The sequence below is a fragment of the Corynebacterium sp. HMSC070E08 genome (assembly GCF_001808895.1).
GTDB classification, from domain to species: domain Bacteria; phylum Actinomycetota; class Actinomycetes; order Mycobacteriales; family Mycobacteriaceae; genus Corynebacterium; species Corynebacterium hiratae.
Genome location: NZ_KV794799.1, coordinates 5,145 through 26,122, shown reverse-complemented (window position 1 = coordinate 26,122; position 20,978 = coordinate 5,145). Strand labels below are relative to the sequence as shown.

The window sequence follows — 20,978 nt, the reverse complement described above, 5'->3', positions numbered from 1 at the left end:
ATGGCTTCCGGTTTCCACCACGCTGACTGCTAGGATGAGGGATCGTGAAAATGCGTCGTGTTCTGCTTTCTTCTGCCCTTCTCACCAGCGCCTGCGCTCTTGCCGCCTGCAATCCCACGGTTGGTGTTGGCGCAGATCCCAATTCCGCGGTCTATGGCAAGGCCGAACCCGCCTCCTCCCCGGCGGCCACCAAGCCGGTGGGCAACGTCGTCCCCTTCGATGCCGTGTCGGATCTCGCCGCAGTCGGTGACGTCCTTGCAGTTCGCACCGATGAGTCACTCGCCGTAGGCACCGCCGATGACTTCTCCGAGGAGAAGGCCACCACAGTATCCGTCGATGCGAAATGTGGCGACCTGACTGCCTCCGACCAGCACTTCCTTCTCGCCTGTGGGGATAAGGTACTGCTCTTTGATCCCCAGAAGCCGGATTCCCCCCAGGAGTTAGCAGTGGATGAGGAGACGCCGGTGACGGTGGCCGCAGAGGCCTCCAGCGGCGAGGTTTTTGTGGGCTCTCGGGAGTCCACGACTATCGGGGTCTACGTGGACGGTGAACGTAGCAGCGATATCACGGTGGAAGCAGGCTCGGATCAGCTCATCTCCGTCCCCAATCCGGATGGCGCCGACGGCATCGTCCGCATCTTCAGGGAGGACTCCACAATTCAGTCGTTGGACTGGGAGAAGGATCGCGCGGGCGGACGCCTTCGCTCGGGCCAGGGCGTGGGACAGATCGCGGGCGGTGAGGGCGCCGTGGTCGTAGCTTCAGACACCGTGGGCAAACGCGTGGCCATTTACACCGCCAGCGACGTCATCCGCCTACACCAGTACGGAAACATCGACGGCACGCCGTGGGGCGTGGCCTGGGACGCAGAGCGTTCCTTGGCTTGGGTGACCACCACTGACAACAATCTGTTGCACGCCTTCACCGTCGCTGCGGGTGTTCCGGAGTCCGTCGGCAGCATGGCCACGGTGGCGGACGCTCAGAACGTTGCCGTGCTTGGCGACGGCACCCTCGTCACCGCCTCAGCTAGCGGTGACGGCCTCCAGTTCATCAGCGATCCGCAACTCGACGAGACACCCCGCTAACTTTCACCATCCCGCCCCTTTTGATTTTCACTTCTTTTTAAGGACACCGCATGCAGTACTCAGCCCTTGACCGTGCCCGCCACGCGGCCTACCAGGCCGCGTTGAAGGGAATGTTCAAACTCAGCCCGGAACGTATCCACGGCATCATCAATGGCGGTCTCGCCGCGCTTCAGGTCGCCTCGCCGCTTAACCGTGCGCTGGGCAAGATCGTACCGGTCACTGATCCGGTCCTAGCGCAAGAGGTCTTTGGCGTGCGCTTCCCGCGCCCGCTGGGGCTGGCCGCAGGTTTTGATAAGAATGCGGCGGCTGCCGATGTCTGGTCCCCCATCGGCTTCGGATACGCCGAGCTCGGCACCATCACCCCGAAGGCGCAGCCGGGCAATCCAGCTCCCCGACTTTTCCGGCTCAAGGCTGACAAGGCCATCTTGAACCGCATGGGCTTTAACAACGAGGGCGCGCTGGTGGCTGCCCGCAACCTACGCAAGCGCCGCTCTAACGATGTCGTGGGCATCAACATCGGTAAGAACAAAGTCACTGAAGCTGAGCATGCGGTGGATGACTACCGCCAATGCGCATCAGTGTTAGGGGATCTGGCCGATTATGTCGTGGTCAACGTCTCCTCCCCTAATACCCCGGGCCTGCGCGACCTGCAGGCGGTGGAATCCCTGCGCCCCATCATGGAGGCCGTGGTGGAATCGACGTCCTCGCCGGTCTTGGTGAAGATTGCACCGGACCTCAGCGATGAAGATATTGATGCCGTAGCTGATATGGCCGTAGAGGTTGGACTAGCAGGCATTGTGGCCACAAATACCACCATCTCACGCGAGGGGTTGGTAACCCCGGCTGAGGAGGTCGCGGCGATGGGAGCCGGCGGCGTGTCCGGCCCTCCGGTGGCTGCGCGCTCGCTGGAGGTCCTGCAGCGCCTCCACTCCCGCGTGGGCGATAAGCTGGTTCTGATCTCGGCTGGTGGTATCTCCACCCCGGAGCAGGCGTGGGAGCGTATCACTGCAGGAGCCTCGCTGCTGCAGGGCTACACCGGCCTGATCTACGGCGGCCCGGATTGGATCCGCGACATCCACCGTGGCATTGCCCAGCAGATTCACGCTCACGGCTTGAGCAACATCTCGGAGGCTGTAGGTTCCGGCCTGGGATGGGCGGACTAGCCCGCCACCGCGGTTCTAGCGCAAGGTGCGACGGATAATGACCGCACACAACCCTGCTGCGACGGCGTACAGGAAGACCACGTACTGGCCCATCGTCGTGAGAACCGTGTTGGGAAGCGCCCGGCTGGCGATGATGAGGACGAGCGCCAGGACCAGGGCGATGATTTGCTCGCGGCTGCCCCGCTGATCGCGGCGTTGGGTGCTGAATGCGCCGACGAGAAGCGCCGCACCCACAATGGCCAGGCGGCGCCATGTCCATTCGAAGGTAGCTCCCCAGCCGTCGGTAAATATGGATACGAGCCCGAATAGCGCGAGCACGGCGGCCAGCAGCATGAAGGCGCCGCCCACGCGCAGGGCGGCGGGGATATCTACTCCGTCAGTGGTGGGGTTGGTCTCCGGATTCTTACTCATTGTGATGAGTGTAATTGGCCCCTTTAGTGGGCTTCGTACCAACCCCAGGTAACCGCACGGCCAAGCGTGTGGAAGAAGAGGTTGAAACCGAGGACCGTCGGGGTGGCGTCTGGATCAATATCCAACGTCTCTACGTCAACGGCGTGTACGGCGAACAAGTAGCGGTGCGGAGCATGCCCGGCTGGCGGCTGGGGTCCGTAGTAGACGCGTTGGCCGCTATCGCCTCGCAGGCTGATGACACCGTCGTGGCCGAGGTCTTCAGCAGAGCCGGCACCAGTAGGTAGCTCGCGGACATCGGCAGGAATGTTGAAGGCCGCCCAGTGCCAGAAACCTGAGCCCGTTGGTGCGTCAGGATCAAAGCAGGTGACGGCGAAGGACTTAGTTCGCTCCGGCACGTCGGACCACGACAGCTGCGGCGACACATTCTCCGGCGCGCGGAAACGCTCCGCGATCTCTGAGCCTTCCTCGATGTCAGAGGACGTCACGGTGAAGCTGGGGACTTCCCCCAACGGTGCGTAAGGGTCCGGGCCCGGGAAACGAGAGTCAGCTGCGTAGTTCACGGTGGAATCTAAAGTGTTGCTAGTCATAGATCCCTTTGTACCGGAAAGCTATATTCAGCGCGCCGATTTAGGGTGCAGACGCCATATACAGGGCTTGCGGGTGCACCGTCCGGAACTCGCAAGAGCTAACGAACAACGTACTTCCACCGGTGTGTTTTCAACCCTTAAAAGTAACGTGAAAACATGGTGTGTAGTGCTGATTTGTGAAGTGGCACCGGTTCGGGATACAGTATTCGAGTGCCCAGCCGAGAGGCTGAACAAACACCCTAGCCCGGGTGGCGGAATGGCAGACGCGCTAGCTTGAGGTGCTAGTGTCCTATTAACGGACGTGGGGGTTCAAGTCCCCCCTCGGGCACAACCGAAACCCCGTGTCTCGCACCATCGGAAAAGATGATGTGAGACACGGGGTTCCTGCTTTCGTATGTCCGGCCCGGGGGGTAGCCCATCGGCGGGCGGCCGCCCCGACTTGGCGGCTCCCTAAAGCCCCTATCCCGCTGTAGTAATAGTGGGTTCCCGCTCTTCGACCACCGTGGCTTTCTTCTTCGACGTGACGTAGCTGTGTACTGCCTTGATCGCAATGGGAGCTACTGACAGCGCAATAATGAGCAGCATGATCTTCTCAATCGAGTTGGCGATGCCCGGAATATTGCCCAGAAAGACGCCGACGAGGTTCATAGAAAGCACCCAAGCCACTGCCCCGCTGACATTCCAGCCAATGAACTTCTTATAGCGCATCCCGGCCGTCCCGGCAGCCACCGGGATGAAGGTACGTACGATCGGAACGAACCGTCCCAGCACCAAAGCAAGAGGGCCGTGCTTGCGGAAAAAATTCTCCGCGGTGTTAAGGTACTCCAACTTGAGGAGCCGTGCATCCTGCTGAAACAAGCCGCGCCCGAAGCGGTGGCCAATCCAATAGCCCACTTGATCACCTGCAATAGCAGCCACGATACCCACGGTGATAAGCAGCCACAGTGAGACATGAAGATCGTGGCGCAGAATTGCGGCGGTCACCAGAAGGGAGTCTCCCGGAAGAAACGGAAAGAGCACCCCTGATTCGATGAATACAACGAGCGCAATTCCGCCAATCACCCACGGCCCGAACGCTTCGAGTAAGGTGGCCGCGTCCATATAGGACGAAAGGTTATGAAGAAAGTCCAAGATCCACTCCAAAGAGAACATCGGTGTCAGGACAGACACGAAAGGAAAGCAGTGCGGATGCGCACCGCTCTTCAGTATCCTCCGCGAAGTCCATATCATATGCACTGGATCGGGGCTTGCCAGCAAGTTGGGGCGAAACTGCCAGCACCTGCCCAGACGGCGTCGATATCTGCTTTTCTTTCCTCCCCGTTGGGGATGGGTGCGAGTTTTCTTCATGCAGCCTGAATGAGGGATCAGCAGCCTTGTAGCGCTAGGCTTGAAGCCCTATGAAATCTGGTTGGGTGCGCAGCGTCGGTGACTTCTTCGTGTCACTGGGAAGATCGGCGCGGCAGAGCTTTCGTCGCTGGAGCTGGAAGCGGTGGGCAGCAGTAATCGTCGCCGGCGCGGCGTTGATTGTAGGTGCCGTGCTTGTCGACGTCCCCTCGCTCGCCGTGCTGCGCTCGTGGTCGGAGCACCTTGGGCCTTGGTTCGTTGTGGCCTTTACAGGGGCCTATGTTTTCTTCACGCAGTTTCCTATCCCCCGAACCGTATGGACGCTCGCCGCTGGACTGCTTTTCGGTCCGTGGCTGGGGTTGGCCATCTCCCTCGTGGCGCTGACCATTTCCGCTACCGTTTCCTTGCTCATTGTGCGCAGCCTGCTCGGTGAGTGGATTCGTCCACACCTCACGCACCCAGCGGTGTACGCAATCAACGCTCGACTCGACCGGCGCGGCTGGCTGGCTGTAGCGTCACTGCGGATGGTGGCGGGAGTTCCTTTTTCCTTACTCAACTATGTCGCCGCGCTGACTCCCATTTCGGTCATGCACTTCTCCGTAGCCACGCTCATCGGCTCTATCCCCACGACCGCCATCGGCGTCTTCTTTGGGGATGCGCTCACAGGCTCCACGAGCCCCTACACCATTGTCGCCTTCCTGTTAGCGGCCGCGCTCGGGGCCGCGGGGCTCATTCTTGACACGCGTTTGCCTCTTGCCCCCGGAACGCGCGGCTCGGTCAAGCGCAAGGGGTAGACTGGGCCTTGTTTCTCTCTGGAAGGAGTCCCGCACTGTGCTAGCAGTCCACGCCCGTTACCGCGGCCGCTCGGTACGCCGAGCTGATTTGGTTCAACGCTCCGCCGCTGCCTTGTCCACCCTGGAAGGCATTGGTGAATTCGAGGTTCTCGGTGTCGAGGATATCTGCGCCGTGGCCTATTCTTCTTCCGCAGTCTGCGATGTTGTGATGGCGCTGCTCGCGGACGGTGATTGGGCCATCGGCATCGGAGTTATCCCCGGCCAAGGGGCCGGTGACGCCGAAACTCGGGCGGTGGCTACCGCCGCGGTCAAAGGCTCCGCTCGTGCGGGGCACGTCTACGCCAAGGTGGATCGTCGCGGGCGGGCACAGCAAGCGCAGGATATTGCGGCGGCCTTCGCCCTTTTAGGCTTTGTCTTGAACAAGCGCACGATGGAGGGCCGCGAGGCCACCTCGCTGGTACGCGGCGGGCTGAACCAAAATGAGGCCGCTGAAGAACTGGGCATATCCAAACAGGCGATGTCCCAACGCCTGCAAGCTGCGGGCTGGGCGGCAGAGACCGCCGGCTGCCAGCTGGCGGTCAACCTCATCGACCGAGCAAATGCGGATTAGAGTAAATCCTCTTTGCTCAGCTCCGGTGTGGTGACGAAGTCCACGAGCCGCTCTACCGCACCGATCAGCGTGGAATCCAGATCCCGGAATGACGTCACGGCGTTGTAGACGCGGCTCCAGCCTTCCTTAGGGTCAGACCATCCAACACGGCGGCAGATGCCAGTCTTCCAGTCCTCTCCAAAGGGCACGTCCGGCCAGGCTCGCAGCCCGAGGCGCTCAGGTTTGACTGCTGCCCAGATATCAATGAAGGGATGCCCGGTAACGAGCACGTGCTCGCCGACCGTCTGCGTCAACCGCGTCTCCTTCGATCCTTCGACAAGGTGATCCGCCAAAACCCCTACGCGGCGTCCAGGGCCCGGCTGAAATTCGGCGAGACGTTCCTCGAGGTTGTCCAGACCTTCGAGGTATTCGACGACCACACCTTCCACGCGCAGGTCGTGGCCCCACACCTTTTCCACGATGGCGGCATCGTGGATGCCCTCGACCCAAATGCGTGATGGCGCGGCTACCTTCGCTTCCACATTTTCCACGCGGCGTGATCCTGAATTGGACTTGCGGGGTGCTTGCTTTTCGACGTAGCGGGTCAGCGTAACCGGCTGCCCCTCCAATAAAAATCCACCTTTGACGAGTTTGAAGACACGTGCGTTTCCGTGCCGATCCTCGAGCCGCACTACTGGGCCCCACACGGTCTTGTCAACGCCTAAGACCGCTCCCACAAAATCATCACCGCGAACCTCGACCACCATGCCTGGTTCTGCGGGTACCTCGGGGTACTCCGTCTTCTTGTTGCGTGCATGTCCGGCAAAAATATCGCCGCCATAGGGGTCCCGGGAATTCAAGCTCATAGCGGTCTACCCTATCGTCTACACTGTCCAGCCATGGATATGCGCGCCGAAGTCTGGTCCCCTCTACAAAACGTTGCCGTGTGGCTTGGAGCGTGGTTGTGGGGCCAGGAATCTACCGATGACTTCCTCGACGCTCTCACTGAGCTTGGCGGCGAGCAAGTAGCCGCTGACGGTAAGCCTTTCGTTAATGTTATGTCACTTCTAAGGCGCGAGTCGGCCGCGATCATCGAGCGCGGTGAACGCGAGCCATTGCTGCGGCTGGTCCTTTCTGGGCCCGGCGAAGCGCCGGCTCTTCCGGCGGGATCCGAGTCCGCTAAAGCTGCGGCCGAAAACCCGGCCGGCGCCATCGTTGTGCGCACCAACGATGCTGATAGGAATTTAGTGCTTATCCCCACCTACATCGCAGGTGTGACGCGGTGGACGGTGATTGAGGAAACGCACCCGTTGCCCTCGCCCGCGTGGCTGAGCCCAGGAGAAGCGGATGCGCTGCTGAGCACTGCAACGAATGAATCGGCCTCTCTCATCGAAGCAACGGGGTATCGCAGCGATGCTCTCCCCAACCCGCGGCTGACCGTAGGTACGCTGAGCGACTTCTACGACACCCCGGGCTTGCCCTCAGCGGTGCCGGGGCGTGCGGCAAAGCTCTTTGCTCGGGCAGACCGGGTTGCTGCCATTATCGAGACGGTGACTGATCGAGTCCAAGACCACAGCCTCGATCCGCAGCTTCTGCGCCTGTGGCGCCACATCCGCCAAGCGCGCATGGCGGGAGTGGCCTACGCGCTAAGCGAATTCGCACGCTAGTGAGGCTTGCGCAGCGACCAAATATCGCAGCAACCATCGGCGCAGGGCTCGCCGTTGACCGTGCACCCCTGCACTGTGACGTCGCCGAGAGACGCGGGCTCACTGCCCTGTTCTAGTTCCTCAATCAGATCCACGATCAGCGACGCAAAGCGCTCAGACGGCCCGGCGGTGCGGGTGCGGTAGACACTGACGCCCATCGCATTGGCGGCCTGCTTGAGCTCGGAATCGAGATCCCAGATCACCTCCATGTGATCAGAGATGAATCCGATGGGACAGACGACGACGCCGTCGACGCCTCCCTCTTCGTGGATCCGTGTGGTGTGGTCTACGATGTCTGGTTCCAGCCACGGTGTGGCCGGGTTACCAGAGCGCGATTGCCACACGAGGTCATAGTCCTTAACGCCGGCGGCCTCGGCGACGAGGCGAGAGGCCTCCGCCACCTGGCGGGAGTAAATATGTTTATCCCCTTCGGCACCTCCCACCGCATCGTGTGCCGTGGGCACCGAGTGCGCAGTGAAGAGCATACGAGTGCTAGCCAGCTTGTCGTCCGGAACCTGCGCGTAGGCCTCCCGGACAGCGGCAGCCATTTCCTCTACAAACTTCGGGTGATCGAAGAACTGGCGCAGCTTGGTGAAGGTTATGTCTGGAAGGTTCTTATCCTCAACGTGCTGACGCAGGGCAACGATGTCTTCGTTGTATTGCCGGCAGGCGCTGTAGCCGCCCCAGGCCGAGGTGGCAAACACGGCGACGCTGCGCACTCCGTCCGCTGCCATCTGGTCAACGGCCTCTGTCCCAAAGGGATGCCAGTTACGGTTGCCAAAATAGACCGGCAGATTATGTCCGCGATCCGAAAGCTCTGCCGAGATATTGTCGATGATCTCTCGATTCAGTGCATTGAGCGGGCTTACGCCGCCGAAATGAAAGTAGTGCTCCCCTACTACTTCGAGGCGCTCACGGGGAATGCCACGGCCGCGGGTTACATTCTCCAAAAATGGAACAACCTCCTCGTTTCCTTCCGGGCCACCGAAAGAAAGAACGAGGAGGGCGTCAAATGAGGAGGGCACCGAATCGGTGCTGTGGGCGTTGCCCTGGGCAGTACGCAGTGTGTCAGTCATACAGCCCAGTCTAGCAACGCGCCTTGTTAGATCAGGCGCACGGCATAGGGGGCCATGCCGCCTTGGCGTACGGGGGTGATACTCACGTTTTGACCTGATTGTGGGGCTTCAACCATGGTGCCATCACCAAGATAGATCGCCACGTGCTGGCTGCCGCTAGGGCCATAGAAGATAAGGTCGCCGCGCTCCATTTCGCTCGGGGAAATCTTCGTTCCCTTCTGGTACTGGTAACCGGTGTAGTGCGGTAAGGAAATACCCACGCCGGCGAAGGCATACAGAACCAGACCCGAGCAGTCGAAACCAACCTTGTTGTAGTCACCGTGGGAGTCTGCAACGCCTCCATCACGGATGCCCTTGGTAGGGCCATTTGCGTCACCGCCGCCCCACGCATACGGAACACCGACCTGGGAGGTGGCACGCTCAATCACGGTCTCGATCTTTGCTTCGCGGGAGGCGTCGCCCAGCGTTGCCGATGCCTCCTTGGTCACGCTGTCGGTGGTATCAAGCTCTTCTAGGACGCCGGACAGATCGGAGGCAAGAGAATCCTCGTCCTCAGTGGACGTCGTCGTGGATGCCGAATCACTTGTCGACGTCTCGGTGGATCCCGCCGCCGTAGATCCCGTGCTCTCCCCTTCGCCCTGAAGGGCAAAGAGCTTCGAAGAGCCCTGCACCAGTGCGTCGATCTCGTCCTGGGTCAAGCTGTTGTTGTGGTTAGGCTGGGACGCCGCCACCATCGAGGCGACGGTTCCAACTACGCCGATGCCGAGGGCAACCGTCTCAGGATCGATGTCACCCGGATCAAAAGAGCTGCCGCCTCGGGGCAGCCCCGTCTCCTTCTTCTCAGAGCCCGTTGCGCGAGTAGAAGACAGCTCCTGCACGTTTGGATCCGAAGCAACCGCGTCTGCAGCGCTTGAAAGTTCCTTCATTTCCTCCGCAGAGACCGTAGGGGTCGACCGCTGCGCTTGGAGCGTAGGAGTCTTGGCTTCAGAGGCCGAAGGGCCAGCCGGTGCGTCGGTCGTGGACTCGGCGGCAGTCGTTGTGCTGGCGGGCTCGGACGGGGCTACCGTGGGCTCGTCGGCGTCGTCAGCGGTCTCGGTAATGTCCTGCGTATCGCTCTGCACCTCCGAAGTCAACGGCCCATCATTGACCTCCAGACTAGTCTCAGGGGTTGACTCTTCATCGCCGTCAAGCCCCTTAGCCTGATTGAGGGCCTTATGGAGAGCGGAGAGTTGTGAGAGAAGATCATCGCGTTCGGACGCCGAATCCTTGATGGAGGCTTCGGAGGCGGTGAGCTGATCGCGTGCTGCGGTCTCGGCATCAGCGGCCCGGTCCGCGCGCTCCTCAGCAAGCTGCTGGGTCTTGCGAAGCTGAGATTCCTTATTGGCCTTTTCCGTCCGCTGCTTTTCCAAGTCACGCAACACCGCCTGTTGCTTATCGGATTGCGATCGTAGATAGGACTGGCGCTCGAGCATATCCGAGCGGGCGTCTTTACCTGCTGCATGCGCAACAGTGTCGGAGGTATTGGCGCGGCGGTAGGCCGAACGTGAGACCTCGTCCAACTTTGCTTGCGCATCCGCGACATCCGCCTGCGCGGCGTCGAGTTGCTCGCGCGCCGTCGTGGTCCCCTGGCGTGCCTGGGCCGCCTTGGTCCGAGCGTCGTTGAGATCGACGAGCGCCCGGTTCACAGATTCGCGTTGGATACCGATGGCCGCTTCAGCTTGAGCGATACGTTCCTCGATCTGCGCGATAGCGCCGGCGAGTTCAGCGATGGACGGATTATCGGAGGATAGCAGGGAGTCGATGTTGAGCTGCTCAGGTTCCGCCGCCACTGCAGGAGTGAGCGAGGAGGCAGTAGATAAGGCTGCAGTGGTCGCAATAGCAGCGAAGGCTGCTTTGAAGCGCCGGAAGCCGAAGGATGATGTGGTGGCCACGAGAGTTATCTCCTAGACACCTACCCATGTAGTTGTGCATCCCTACAGTATTTCCTCATGGCTGGGCGAAGCCGGATGCGGCAGCAGAAAACGCCGCCGGGACTTGAGGATGCTTCTTCGCCAATAGCGAGTAGGTACTGCGGGGAGCGTCGCCTCCCCCACCACTTCGAAGCTGAAAGGTTGCATGCGTGCCTAAGGAAAGCCGTGCGCTTCCTAGAGTTACGCCTTCGAGGCTGATGAAGCGGAGATGGATACGCGAACAAGAGTGGTCGAACGAGGCATGTACGTCCTGGCGCAGGCAGGAGTATTCCTGCGTTCGTGCCCCTAAAGGGCACTGTGTTCTGCCAACAACGGAGACACTAAAGGTACTGCGCAGGCGCTGTGTGTACACCAACGTCTCATCAGACCGCCGTCCCAATCTTCCAGTTGCAGAGCGTCCCTCGCTCGATAGCGAGTACGCCTAGGACTAGCCGCGATCCGACGACGAAGGGGCACACCTCTGGCTGAGGGCCACGTCTCTCACGGTTCCTCCTCGCTGGACGCCGCGCTCGTGAAAGCAGCAACTCGCGCCCACATGGCACGAGTGCCCGCCTCCATGGCTGGCACCCAACCGGAAACCGGAAGAGCATACGGCCGCTTCTTGCCCGCTACAAAGACGCGCACAATGAAGTGTGTGAAGCCTCTTCCACTCGGAAGGTAGGTGTTTCGATTTTTAAAAGTTGAACACTGGTACCGACTGCCTCGGGCAAACTGTTCCGCTACTCGCGTCAGCAGTGACACGACGTTCATCCACCAGGCGGTGAACCCCAACTGTTCCCTTCGCTCGTGGCGTGCTTCCCCACATACCCGTGCGACAAATCAATTGAGAGTCAAGGCTTGGTCCATGAACGTATGGAGCAATAGTCAACCCGTGAGTCGATACGTGAACCATACGTCACCGACACTCCATCTCGCACACTTTCCTCAATTTTCACATCAGCCACGTGCGGGCACAGGGCATGACAGGAGCACCTAACCTGCAATGACTTTGTTACCAAGGTGTGATTGTGATGTTTATCACGTTCGAGTAACGCCTACTTGTAAGGTCTGCTTTCGGGGCTACCTGGCAGTGAATGTACGGTGTCACGCCTTGAGGCTTGTCTCACCGACCGCTCTCGTGGTTGCTCCGGATCGCTACATTCGCCCTTCATGGCGGCCTGGGGCACGAAATTCCAACGGGACCACGTGACCCTTGGTGAAATTTCACGGCCCGGCATGCCTCTCAGTAGTGGATGCCTTGTCGTTCGGCGCGCGACGCCAACCACTCCCCCGCTTCGAAAGTAAAGGGATAGTGGTTGACTTTTGTCACTTCCCCACTCCCCCTGCCGTCAAGCCCCAACGAGTAGCGAAGTGCGCGCCGTAGTTATTCCGCCTATTTTTCGGCGATCAAATTGTGCCGAGCAGACGCGCGGAAGGCTATCCATCCGACGGCCGAAGCGAGGCAGAAAAGGAGCCCCAGAATGATTCCCCATGGTGCCGAAAAATGGTCAGCGGTGGCATAGAAATCATTGAGCAGCGTGACCTGATCGAGACCGGTTGGCAACGCATCTTCGGCCGCCTCCAAGGTTGCGCGGTCATAAGAATTGCTCACCGCGGAGACCTTCATGGGCGCCTGCAAGATGACAGTGTCTAGCCCTGTCTGTCGCTGGAGGGTTGTCGCTAAGTCGCGGAGATCCGGAATCTTCTCCGGGAAGACGTCAACCACTGCGATACCGTGTCCGGGTTGTAATGAGGCTGAGATGTGGGCCTGGAGGTCGTCGTCAAGCGCCAGCTCCGGATTAGAGAAGGCAACGCCGTCGGCTGACAGCTGTGCGGCAATATCGTCTACATTTACGTCCGCCGGGATCATTTGCCACTCCTCGTTATCTTGTAGCGCTTCGGTTCCCCAGATTCGTGGTCGAGCCTAAACCGCCGGACCCGGGCAAGCTTCGCGACGCGCCGCTACCCCCGAAATGGATGAAACAGAACGCGCGTACTGTTATAGTGGTGTCGACCGAGGGTTCTTACATCTACAATGTATTAGAGAACATGCGTGTTCAAAGATCGTCGACACGCTTGGCCTCCTGAAAGGTCAGTGCTAGTCGGATAGTTCGACGAACCCTCGACAAGTGTTCGATAACCCACAAGCGAAAAGCAAGGAATGGAGCTCCTTATGACTGAAAGCCTGAACTCCTTCGGCGCCAAGAAGACTCTTGAGGTCAACGGTAAGTCTTATGACTACTTTGACATCAACGCAGTCGAGGGCCTGGAGAAGCTTCCGTACTCCCTCAAGGTTCTGGCTGAGAACCAGCTGCGCTACGAGGACGGTAAGAACGTAACCAAGGATCACATCAACGCTTTGGCCAATTGGGATCCGTCCGCTGAGCCGGATACTGAGATTCAGTTCACCCCGGCCCGCGTTCTCATGCAGGACTTCACTGGCGTCCCTTGCGTGGTGGACCTCGCAACCATGCGTGAGGCTATCACCGCACTCGGTGGCAAGCCGGACCAGGTGAACCCGCTCAACCCGGCCGAGATGGTTATTGACCACTCCGTCATCGTCGAAGCCTTCGGCTCTACTGAAGCCCTCGAGAAGAACGTGGAGATCGAGTACGAGCGCAACCAGGAGCGCTACCAGTTCCTGCGCTGGGGTGCTGAGAACTTCTCCAACTTCCGCGTTGTCCCCCCGGGAACCGGTATTGTCCACCAGGTCAACATTGAGTACCTCTCCCGCGTGGTCTTCGACAACGACGGTCTCGCATACCCGGATACCTGCATTGGTACCGACTCCCACACCACCATGGAGAACGGCCTGGGCATCCTGGGCTGGGGCGTTGGCGGCATCGAGGCAGAGGCAGCGATGCTGGGCCAGCCGGTGTCCATGCTGATCCCGCGCGTTGTGGGCTTCAAGCTCACCGGCGAGATTCCGACCGGCGTGACCGCTACCGACGTGGTTCTGACCATCACCGAGATGCTGCGTCAGCACGGCGTGGTTCAGAAGTTCGTTGAGTTCTACGGCAACGGCGTGAAGGCTGTGCCGCTGGCCAACCGCGCCACCATCGGTAACATGTCCCCCGAGTTCGGCTCCACCGCTGCGATCTTCCCGATCGACGAGGAGACCATCAAGTACCTCGAGCTCACCGGTCGCCCACAGGAGCAGATCGACCGCGTCGAGGCATACGCCAAGGCTCAGGGTATGTGGCTGGAGCAGGATGCTCCGGAGGCAGAGTACTCCGAGTACCTCGAGCTGGACCTGTCCACCGTGAAGCCGTCCATCGCTGGCCCGAAGCGCCCGCAGGACCGCATCCTCCTCTCCGAGGCCAAGGAGCAGTTCCGTAAGGACCTGCCAACCTACGCTTCCGGTGACGTCGTCGTCGACGAATCCACCGTTGAGGCCAAGCGCATGACCGCCGAGGGCGGCGACGAGAACTCCCTCGTTGACGTGACCGGTGGCCTGAACAAATCCCGCGCAGGCGAGGGTGAGTCCGCTGCTAAGGGCAGCTCCGGCCGCCAGTCCAACCCGGTGACCGTCACCTCCCCGAACGGCGGCGAGTACACGCTGGACCACGGTATGGTTGCCATCGCTTCCATCACCTCCTGCACCAACACCTCCAACCCGTCCGTCATGGTCGGCGCTGGTCTTATCGCACGTAAGGCTGCTGAAAAGGGCCTGAAGTCCAAGCCGTGGGTTAAGACCATTTGTGCTCCGGGTTCCCAGGTTGTCGATGGCTACTTCCAGCGCGCAGACCTGTGGAAGGATCTGGAGGCCCTGGGCTTCTACCTCTCCGGCTTCGGCTGCACCACCTGTATCGGTAACTCCGGCCCGCTGCCGGAGGAGATCTCCAACGCCATCAACGAGCATGATCTGGCTGCTACCGCGGTGCTTTCCGGTAACCGTAACTTCGAGGGCCGTATTTCCCCGGACGTCAAGATGAACTACTTGGCTTCCCCCATCATGGTCATTGCCTACGCTATTGCCGGCACCATGGACTTCGATTTCGAGACCCAGCCGCTGGGCCAGGATCAGGATGGCAACGATGTCTTCCTCAAGGACATCTGGCCTTCCCCGCAGGAGATCGAGGACACCATCCAGCAGGCCATCTCCCGCGAGCTCTACGAGGCTGACTACGCCGACGTGTTCAAGGGTGACGACGCATGGCGCAGCCTGGACGTTCCGGAGGGCGAGACCTTCAAGTGGAACGAGGACTCCACCTACATCCGCAAGGCACCGTATTTCGACGGCATGCCGACTGAGCCGGAACCGGTTCAGGACATCAAGGGCGCTCGCGTTCTTGCTAAGCTCGGTGACTCCGTGACCACCGACCACATTTCCCCGGCCTCTTCCATCAAGCCGGGTACCCCGGCCGCTCAGTACCTCGATGCCAACGGTGTGGAGCGCCAGGACTACAACTCCCTGGGTTCCCGTCGTGGTAACCACGAGGTCATGATGCGCGGTACCTTCGCTAACATCCGCCTCCAGAACCAGCTGGTCGACGTCGCTGGTGGCTACACCCGCGACTTCACCCAGGAAGGCGCACCGCAGGCCTTCATCTTCGACGCCTGCGAGAACTACAAGGCAGCCGATATCCCGCTGGTTGTCCTGGCAGGTAAGGAGTACGGCACCGGTTCCTCCCGTGACTGGGCTGCTAAGGGCACCAACCTACTTGGCGTGAAGGCTGTCATCACTGAGTCCTTCGAGCGCATCCACCGCTCGAACCTCATTGGTATGGGCGTTATTCCGCTGCAGTTCCCGGAGGGCGAGTCCCACGAGTCCCTCGGCTTGGACGGCACCGAAACCTTTGACATCGAAGGTATTGAGGCTCTCAACGAGGGCGGCATTCCGAAGTCGGTTCACGTAACCGCCACCAAGGAATCCGGCGAGACCGTTGAGTTTGATGCCAAGGTTCGCATCGACACGCCTGGTGAGGCCGACTACTACCGCCACGGCGGCATCCTGCAGTTCGTTCTGCGCCAGATGGTCAAGGCCTAAACCACCCTTGCCCACCATGCAGGTTCCCCGGATACGGTGCGGCCTGCATAGTTAGGCGGATAGGCCAGCTAGCAACATCGAGTGCTGGCTGGCCTTTCTGCTTCTCTCCCCCTCATCCCCTCATACTTCTGTCACCTGTCTACCCCCAGCCGTGCTTTAAGGAGCTTTCCCCAACCATGCCGATTATGAGCGACTCCGAACTGAACCGCCGCCGCCATGACATTCTGGTCGGTGCACGCAGATGCTTCGCTGAGCACGGCTATGAAGGTGCCACGGTTCGACGCCTCGAAGAAGCCACGGGCAAATCGCGCGGGGCTATCTTTCACCACTTCGGCGATAAAGAGTCTCTCTTTTTGGCCCTGGCCCGGGAAGACGCGGCCCGCGAAGCCGAGGTTGTAGCAAACAACGGTCTCGTTGAGGTAATGAGCGAGATGTTGCGTCACCCAGAGCGCCACGATTGGCTCGCCACCAGACTCGCGGTGACCTCGATGTTGCGCACCGATCCCTCCTTCGCTGCTCGGTGGCATGAAGAGCAGCAGGTTTTGGATAAGGCGGTTCGCGCGCGCTTGGAATCAAACGCCGAGAAAGGCCGGCTGCGCGACGACGTCTCTATTGATACCCTCGTGACTTATCTGGAGACCTTCATGGACGGCTTTATCAACCGCCTGGCCCTCGGGGACACAAAGAATCTAGAACAGGTGTTGTCCTTAGTAGAGCAATCGATTCGTGGCCCACACGCCGGTCACTAAGCGCTTAACACTCAGTGCCGGAGTGTGGTTGACGCTACACTGTGGCGCATGGACCATACTCCCCTACAGCTTCCGCGGACGCAGTGTGGAATTAGTCTGAACGCCACACCCCTGCTTGCCCCGAAAGAACAGCGTGCCCACGATGCTCAGCCGAGCCCGCGAATGGACAATTCAGGGATCCGCGAGGTCATCGAGGAGGCTGGGCCCCAGCCTGGGCGCCTTAAGCTCAGCGACCTGGCAGTCTGGGTCATCATAGGTCTAGTTGGACTATTTATGTGCAACATGACGTTCTCTTTCTTCGCTGGTGATTTTGGTCCTCCGCGATTCAGCTTCTCTGACATCGGCATATTTTCGCTAATCCCTATCATTTTGTGTTTCCTCAGCGCGACCTTTGTCGCTGTGAGCCTGTGGAACATCCTCAAGGAAATCGGTAAAGCTCGGCGTTTGCGCACCGCGTGGCGCAATGGCTGGGTAGAATACCGTCCCGCTCTCATCGGTGAGTTGGTTTACCTGCGCAGCAAAACCGAAGGTCCCGATGATCGTGAACGGACCTATTTCTATTACTCCGCGCCGCTCATGATCCTTCAATCAGACGGCGCACTGGCGAAGGCCATGTCCGGTGAGTTCCGCGCAAACAACCCGAACTGGTTGAGATCACGTGGCGCTGCACTGGCAGAGGGCTCCCGGATCGCTACCGTGGATACTGCGAACAATAATGGCTGGACCGTCGCTGCTTACCGCACCGACGGAACGAGCTCAGAGGCGGAACTCTCCAATGGACTCACCGGCCGCCAAGTTGATGCCGTTCTCCAATTCGCCGAACAGCATTGGGTGCGCTAAGCCGCTGTTCGATTGGTTGGTCCGCCGCCCAACACGGGTCCTACTCCCCATTGGGTGTTGAACCGACGAGAAAGGCAGCTCTAACCCCTTTACACTGTGATCCATGACGCAATCTTCTATTCAATTGCCTCGGTCACCGCTGAAATTTGATGCAGCCAGCGCCGGCTCCCTCGCGCCTAAGGAATTAAAGGAGCACGATCAGCAGCCGAACCCTAACGTGGACCGCAGCGGTATACGCGAAGCTATCAATAGTGTCGGGCGACCGATCGGCCATACGAATCTCGGCGCGATCATCTTTGGATTCATCTTCATCTCCATGGGTGTCATGTCCCTATTCTTCACAGTGTTCCATGTGCTATTCCTCTTTGTCCTATTTCCGGGCGCAGACGGAACGAACGGCGGGATACCAATAGCCAGCATTATCAACGGGCTTGCCGCACTGGTATTCATCTTTGTCGGAGTCATGCTCGTGCGGGGTCGCTGGGGAAGGAGAACTAGGTTGCGGACCGCCTGGGCGAATGGGTGGGTTGAGTACCGTCCTGCGTTAATCGGGGAGCTCGTCTACAAGCGCCGCGTCGACTACAACGACAACACCGACTACTATTACACCGCCCCGATACTCATCTTGCAGCCAGACGGCTCGTTGACAAAGGGCATGACAGCGGAGTTCATCGCTCCGAACCCGAATTGGCTGAAGCTTCGCGGCCGGCTGCTCGCCGATGGCCCCCTTGTCGCCACCGTTGACTTCAACCACAATAACGGCTGGAGTGTGGTGGGATACCGCGCCGACTCGGACAAACCGCAACTAGAACTCCAGCATGGTCTGCGCAAGAAGAACATCGAGGCGGCGCTGTCTTTTGCTGAGCAGAACTGGGTAAAAGGTTAACGCTCAACAGCGTGCCATCGTGACGCCCACCTTCTTCAGGAGCCCACCACAATGTCTCAGCAAGCGATAGCCCCCTTCGACTTTCCGGATCATGAATACTCCGAAAGGCTCATTCCTCGTAGCTTAAGGGAAGTATCTTCGCCAAACCCTTCTCCTACAACAGCTGCCGTCGGTCGCGCCATTGCCGCAGCTGGGCCACTGCCGGGTGGATCCACATCTGGATGGAAGAACCTGCGAACCAACCTCATCGTGGCGGTAGTGCTACTCGCTATCGCGATATCAGCCATTATCGGCGAAGATACGTCCATCAGCTCGGGGTGGAAGGGATTGGCCGTCGCAGTCTTTGTCCTCGTGCTCGTGGTCGCGGCAGGGAGACAGATTCGGTCCATTCGCAGTTCGACGTGGGGCGCACGCCGACTGGGCACCGCCTCAGAAAAAGGCTGGATTGAGTACTATCCCGCTCTGCTCAGCGAGATCTGGCAGACCGGTCGGCACGTGCCGCATGCCGATCCCACCGAGTACTACTACAAAGCCAAGGTGCGCCTCTTCCTCCCCGACGGCACGGTTCAAGAAATCATCAGCGACGAGTTTGAATCCCACACGTCTCCCCGGTCCTTCCGCGAGCAAGGTATTGCCGTGGTGCGCTTCCAAAGCCAAGCCACCTTCGAGCACACCACGGGGTGGTACATCGCCGCCCACCTCGCTACTAAACCTTTTCGCCAGGCGAGCTTGCACAACGGTCTGACCCGCGAGCAAGTAAGTGCTGGCCTTAACGCCGCGGCGTCTCCTGCATCCTAGATGTCCTTAACGCTGCCTTCACCATCGATGAACTCCAGAGGCGAGGCCGGGAAGCTATCGCGGCGAGCAACCTCAGCGACAACCTCGGCGACAAGCTCCCGGGAAGTCGTCATATCGCTGGTGCGCTCGGCATCGCTATCGAGCACAGTGATGCCCTGGGAAGGCTCTTCCGTGAGCGCTGCAGGACCCAGAATGAGGTAGTTGAGATCCGTCGAATTCAGCTTATTGTCTACGGCCTTCTTGGACTCCACGTAGGCGTACCACGACTCATCGGAAGGATCGGTCGTGTTCTCCGTAGCGCCGATGTAGGAAATCATCACGTAGGCCGGGGTGTGCTTCCCCTCCTCCGCTAGCTTCTCCAAGCCAGCGATGGAGGCAAGTGCCGCATCGCGGTCGACTGCCCACGTCACTTCCGCACCCGCGCGGCCACCGTTTCCAGCGCCCCACACGACGACGTCATAGTCAGCCAAAAGCTCTGCCCAGTCCTCAACAGAAAGCTCGGTGAGATCGCGCACCACTGCGGTGGCGCCTAGGGCTTCAATATCAGCGACCTGGTCGGGGCTACGGATAAGGGAATGGACGGTGAGGTTGGCGTCGACAAGCTTGGGCGCCGCCAAAAGCCCAACCTTTCCGTGGCCGCCGATGTACAAAACCTTCTTGCGTGCAGTTGTTGTCGTATCAGTCATGTGCGCCACCGTACGCGCTATCTGATCTCACTGCAGGACCCCAGGGCAGCTGGAAAAACGTACAGGTTACAATCTAGTCATGATCGCCATCATGACTGTTACCGGTGTCGATAACACCGGCATTATCTCCGCCGTGTCCACCGCCCTCGCAGAACTTAACGTCAATATCGTTGACGTCTCCCAGACGCTCATGTCTGAGTACTTCACCATGATCTTGCGCGTCGAATTCGATGAGAACGAGGTCAGCATCCAGCAGCTCCAGGAGCGGATGAACACCGTCGGTGAGTCCATCAAGCAATCCATTCGCGTGCAGTCGGAAGCGCTGTTCACCGCAATGAACGAGATTTAGGGACGATAACCAGTCATGCTTAACCGCTTCAATACCGCCAGCATTCTCGACACCATCGAGATGATCGAGAAGTACCGTCTCGATATCCGCACCGTCACTATGGGCATTTCGCTGCTCGGCTGCACCCGCTCCACTATGGAAGCCACCGCCGAGGCCGTGTACGACCTCGTGACATCCCGCGCCGCACACCTGGTTGAGGTGTGCGAGGGAATCGAGGCCGAGCTCGGCATCCCGATTGTCAACAAGCGCATCTCTGTCACCCCCATCGCGCTCATCGTGGCCGGTATCGAAGGAAACCCCGTGGACGTTGCCCGCGCGCTGGATCGCGCTGCCGCAGCGACCGGTGTTGACTTCGTCGGTGGCTACTCCGCGCTCGTCGAAAAGGGCGCAACGACCGCCGAAAAGGCGCTTATCCGTTCCATCCCGGAAGCCCTGGCAGAGACAAACCTGGTCTGCTCCTCGGTGAATATCGCTTCCTCCCGCGCCGGCATCAACATGAATGCTGCGGCACAGATGGGACGCATCATCAAGGAAGCTGCCGAGCTCACCAAGGAGCGCAGCGCCATCGGCTGCGCCAAGCTCGTGATCTTCTCCAACTCCGTGGGCGATAACCCCTTCATGGCCGGTGCCTTCCACGGCATTGAGGAACCGGACTGCGTCGTTTCCGTAGGTGTATCGGGCCCGGGCGTGGTCGATCGCGCGCTCGGCTCCCTTGAGGGCGCCACCCTCAACGAGGTCGCCGAAGAGGTCAAGAAGGCGGCCTTCAAGGTCACCCGCGCCGGCCAGCTCGTGGGTGAAATGGCTTCGGAGCGCCTCGGTGTCCCGTTCGGCATCATTGACCTCTCCCTTGCTCCCACCGCAGAGCTGGGTGACTCCGTCGCGCACATCCTGGAGCACATGGGCCTCGACCAAGTGGGCACGCACGGCACCACGGCAGCGCTCGCACTGCTTAACGACGCCGTCAAGAAGGGCGGCATGA

At 60.0% G+C, this 20,978-nt stretch carries 20 protein-coding genes and 1 tRNA gene; 13 read left to right on the top strand and 8 right to left on the bottom strand.

The window, feature by feature from the left end; all coding sequences use genetic code 11:
* Positions 1 to 50 precede the first annotated feature (50 nt).
* Both HMPREF2526_RS12455 and HMPREF2526_RS12450 read left to right on the top strand, forming a co-directional pair.
* Complete coding sequence (locus tag HMPREF2526_RS12455) at positions 51 to 1,082, top strand: NHL repeat-containing protein (RefSeq protein WP_070547424.1); 1,032 nt, start codon at positions 51 to 53, stop codon at positions 1,080 to 1,082.
* A gap of 50 nt (positions 1,083 to 1,132) precedes the next feature.
* Positions 1,133 to 2,245 carry a quinone-dependent dihydroorotate dehydrogenase gene (locus HMPREF2526_RS12450; RefSeq protein WP_070547423.1) on the top strand — a complete coding sequence of 371 codons (1,113 nt, stop codon included), beginning with the start codon at positions 1,133 to 1,135 and terminating at the stop codon, positions 2,243 to 2,245.
* 15 nt (positions 2,246 to 2,260) lie between these two features.
* Here HMPREF2526_RS12450 and HMPREF2526_RS12445 read toward each other — a convergent pair whose 3' ends face one another.
* A complete protein-coding gene (locus HMPREF2526_RS12445; protein ID WP_046649137.1) occupies positions 2,261 to 2,656 on the bottom strand; it encodes a hypothetical protein in 396 nt (131 codons plus the stop codon).
* A gap of 23 nt (positions 2,657 to 2,679) precedes the next feature.
* Entirely contained in the window at positions 2,680 to 3,243 is a 564-nt protein-coding gene (locus tag HMPREF2526_RS12440; protein ID WP_070547422.1) for a YbhB/YbcL family Raf kinase inhibitor-like protein, read from the bottom strand.
* Positions 3,244 to 3,485: 242 nt separating this feature from the next.
* Here HMPREF2526_RS12440 and HMPREF2526_RS12435 point away from each other — a divergent pair.
* Positions 3,486 to 3,571, top strand: a tRNA-Leu gene (locus HMPREF2526_RS12435).
* Between the two features lie 131 nt (positions 3,572 to 3,702).
* On the opposite strand, the gene HMPREF2526_RS12430 is transcribed toward HMPREF2526_RS12435, so the two are convergent.
* Positions 3,703 to 4,344, bottom strand: a complete 642-nt coding sequence (locus tag HMPREF2526_RS12430; RefSeq protein WP_046649180.1) for a DedA family protein — start codon at positions 4,342 to 4,344, stop codon at positions 3,703 to 3,705.
* 296 nt (positions 4,345 to 4,640) lie between these two features.
* Between HMPREF2526_RS12430 and HMPREF2526_RS12425 the strand changes: the two genes are divergently transcribed.
* Together HMPREF2526_RS12425 and HMPREF2526_RS12420 are read left to right on the top strand one after the other, a co-directional pair.
* Positions 4,641 to 5,381, top strand: a complete 741-nt coding sequence (locus HMPREF2526_RS12425; protein WP_049157680.1) for a TVP38/TMEM64 family protein — start codon at positions 4,641 to 4,643, stop codon at positions 5,379 to 5,381.
* Positions 5,382 to 5,418: 37 nt separating this feature from the next.
* Entirely contained in the window at positions 5,419 to 5,991 is a 573-nt protein-coding gene (locus tag HMPREF2526_RS12420; protein WP_046649134.1) for a hypothetical protein, read from the top strand.
* Here HMPREF2526_RS12420 and HMPREF2526_RS12415 read toward each other — a convergent pair.
* Positions 5,988 to 6,836 (bottom strand): DUF3097 domain-containing protein, encoded by an 849-nt coding sequence (locus tag HMPREF2526_RS12415; RefSeq protein WP_070547421.1) that lies wholly within the window; start codon positions 6,834 to 6,836, stop codon positions 5,988 to 5,990. The two genes, HMPREF2526_RS12420 and HMPREF2526_RS12415, sit on opposite strands and share 4 nt — an antisense overlap.
* A gap of 33 nt (positions 6,837 to 6,869) precedes the next feature.
* Between HMPREF2526_RS12415 and HMPREF2526_RS12410 the strand changes: the two genes are divergently transcribed.
* Entirely contained in the window at positions 6,870 to 7,637 is a 768-nt protein-coding gene (locus HMPREF2526_RS12410; protein ID WP_070547420.1) for a hypothetical protein, read from the top strand.
* Here the strand turns inward: HMPREF2526_RS12410 and HMPREF2526_RS12405 are convergent.
* From HMPREF2526_RS12405 to HMPREF2526_RS12395, 3 genes are all read right to left on the bottom strand, one after another.
* Positions 7,634 to 8,752: a ferrochelatase gene (locus HMPREF2526_RS12405; RefSeq protein ID WP_070547419.1), complete on the bottom strand. Its 1,119-nt coding sequence runs from the start codon at positions 8,750 to 8,752 to the stop codon at positions 7,634 to 7,636. The two genes, HMPREF2526_RS12410 and HMPREF2526_RS12405, sit on opposite strands and share 4 nt — an antisense overlap.
* Before the next feature lie 26 nt (positions 8,753 to 8,778).
* On the bottom strand, positions 8,779 to 10,683 hold the full coding sequence (locus HMPREF2526_RS12400) for a DIP1281 family NlpC/P60 protein (protein ID WP_070547418.1): 1,905 nt from the start codon (positions 10,681 to 10,683) through the stop codon (positions 8,779 to 8,781).
* A 1,411-nt stretch (positions 10,684 to 12,094) separates the two neighbouring features.
* The gene (locus HMPREF2526_RS12395) at positions 12,095 to 12,571 is read right to left on the bottom strand and encodes an Rv1476 family membrane protein (RefSeq protein WP_070511802.1); all 477 of its coding nucleotides are present in this window, start codon (positions 12,569 to 12,571) and stop codon (positions 12,095 to 12,097) included.
* A 303-nt stretch (positions 12,572 to 12,874) separates the two neighbouring features.
* On the opposite strand from HMPREF2526_RS12395, the gene can reads away from it, so the two are divergent.
* The 5 genes from can to HMPREF2526_RS12370 all read left to right on the top strand — a co-directional run bounded on the left by can (position 12,875) and on the right by HMPREF2526_RS12370 (position 18,964).
* A complete protein-coding gene (gene can / locus HMPREF2526_RS12390) occupies positions 12,875 to 15,691 on the top strand; it encodes an aconitate hydratase (RefSeq protein WP_204370977.1) in 2,817 nt (938 codons plus the stop codon).
* A gap of 176 nt (positions 15,692 to 15,867) precedes the next feature.
* Complete coding sequence (locus tag HMPREF2526_RS12385) at positions 15,868 to 16,440, top strand: TetR/AcrR family transcriptional regulator (RefSeq protein WP_070547417.1); 573 nt, start codon at positions 15,868 to 15,870, stop codon at positions 16,438 to 16,440.
* 48 nt (positions 16,441 to 16,488) lie between these two features.
* Positions 16,489 to 17,280 (top strand): hypothetical protein, encoded by a 792-nt coding sequence (locus HMPREF2526_RS12380; RefSeq protein WP_246819896.1) that lies wholly within the window; start codon positions 16,489 to 16,491, stop codon positions 17,278 to 17,280.
* A 103-nt stretch (positions 17,281 to 17,383) separates the two neighbouring features.
* Positions 17,384 to 18,166 (top strand): hypothetical protein, encoded by a 783-nt coding sequence (locus tag HMPREF2526_RS12375; RefSeq protein WP_070547415.1) that lies wholly within the window; start codon positions 17,384 to 17,386, stop codon positions 18,164 to 18,166.
* A 51-nt stretch (positions 18,167 to 18,217) separates the two neighbouring features.
* A complete protein-coding gene (locus tag HMPREF2526_RS12370) occupies positions 18,218 to 18,964 on the top strand; it encodes a hypothetical protein (protein ID WP_070547414.1) in 747 nt (248 codons plus the stop codon).
* Here the strand turns inward: HMPREF2526_RS12370 and HMPREF2526_RS12365 are convergent.
* Positions 18,961 to 19,650, bottom strand: coding sequence for an SDR family oxidoreductase (locus HMPREF2526_RS12365; RefSeq protein ID WP_046649125.1), 690 nt, complete (start codon positions 19,648 to 19,650; stop codon positions 18,961 to 18,963). The two genes, HMPREF2526_RS12370 and HMPREF2526_RS12365, sit on opposite strands and share 4 nt — an antisense overlap.
* A gap of 79 nt (positions 19,651 to 19,729) precedes the next feature.
* Between HMPREF2526_RS12365 and HMPREF2526_RS12360 the strand changes: the two genes are divergently transcribed.
* Positions 19,730 to 19,999, top strand: a complete 270-nt coding sequence (locus HMPREF2526_RS12360; RefSeq protein ID WP_010186707.1) for an ACT domain-containing protein — start codon at positions 19,730 to 19,732, stop codon at positions 19,997 to 19,999.
* A 15-nt stretch (positions 20,000 to 20,014) separates the two neighbouring features.
* A partial coding sequence (locus HMPREF2526_RS12355; RefSeq protein ID WP_070547413.1) for a DUF711 family protein occupies positions 20,015 to 20,978 on the top strand: 964 nt, incomplete at its 3' end.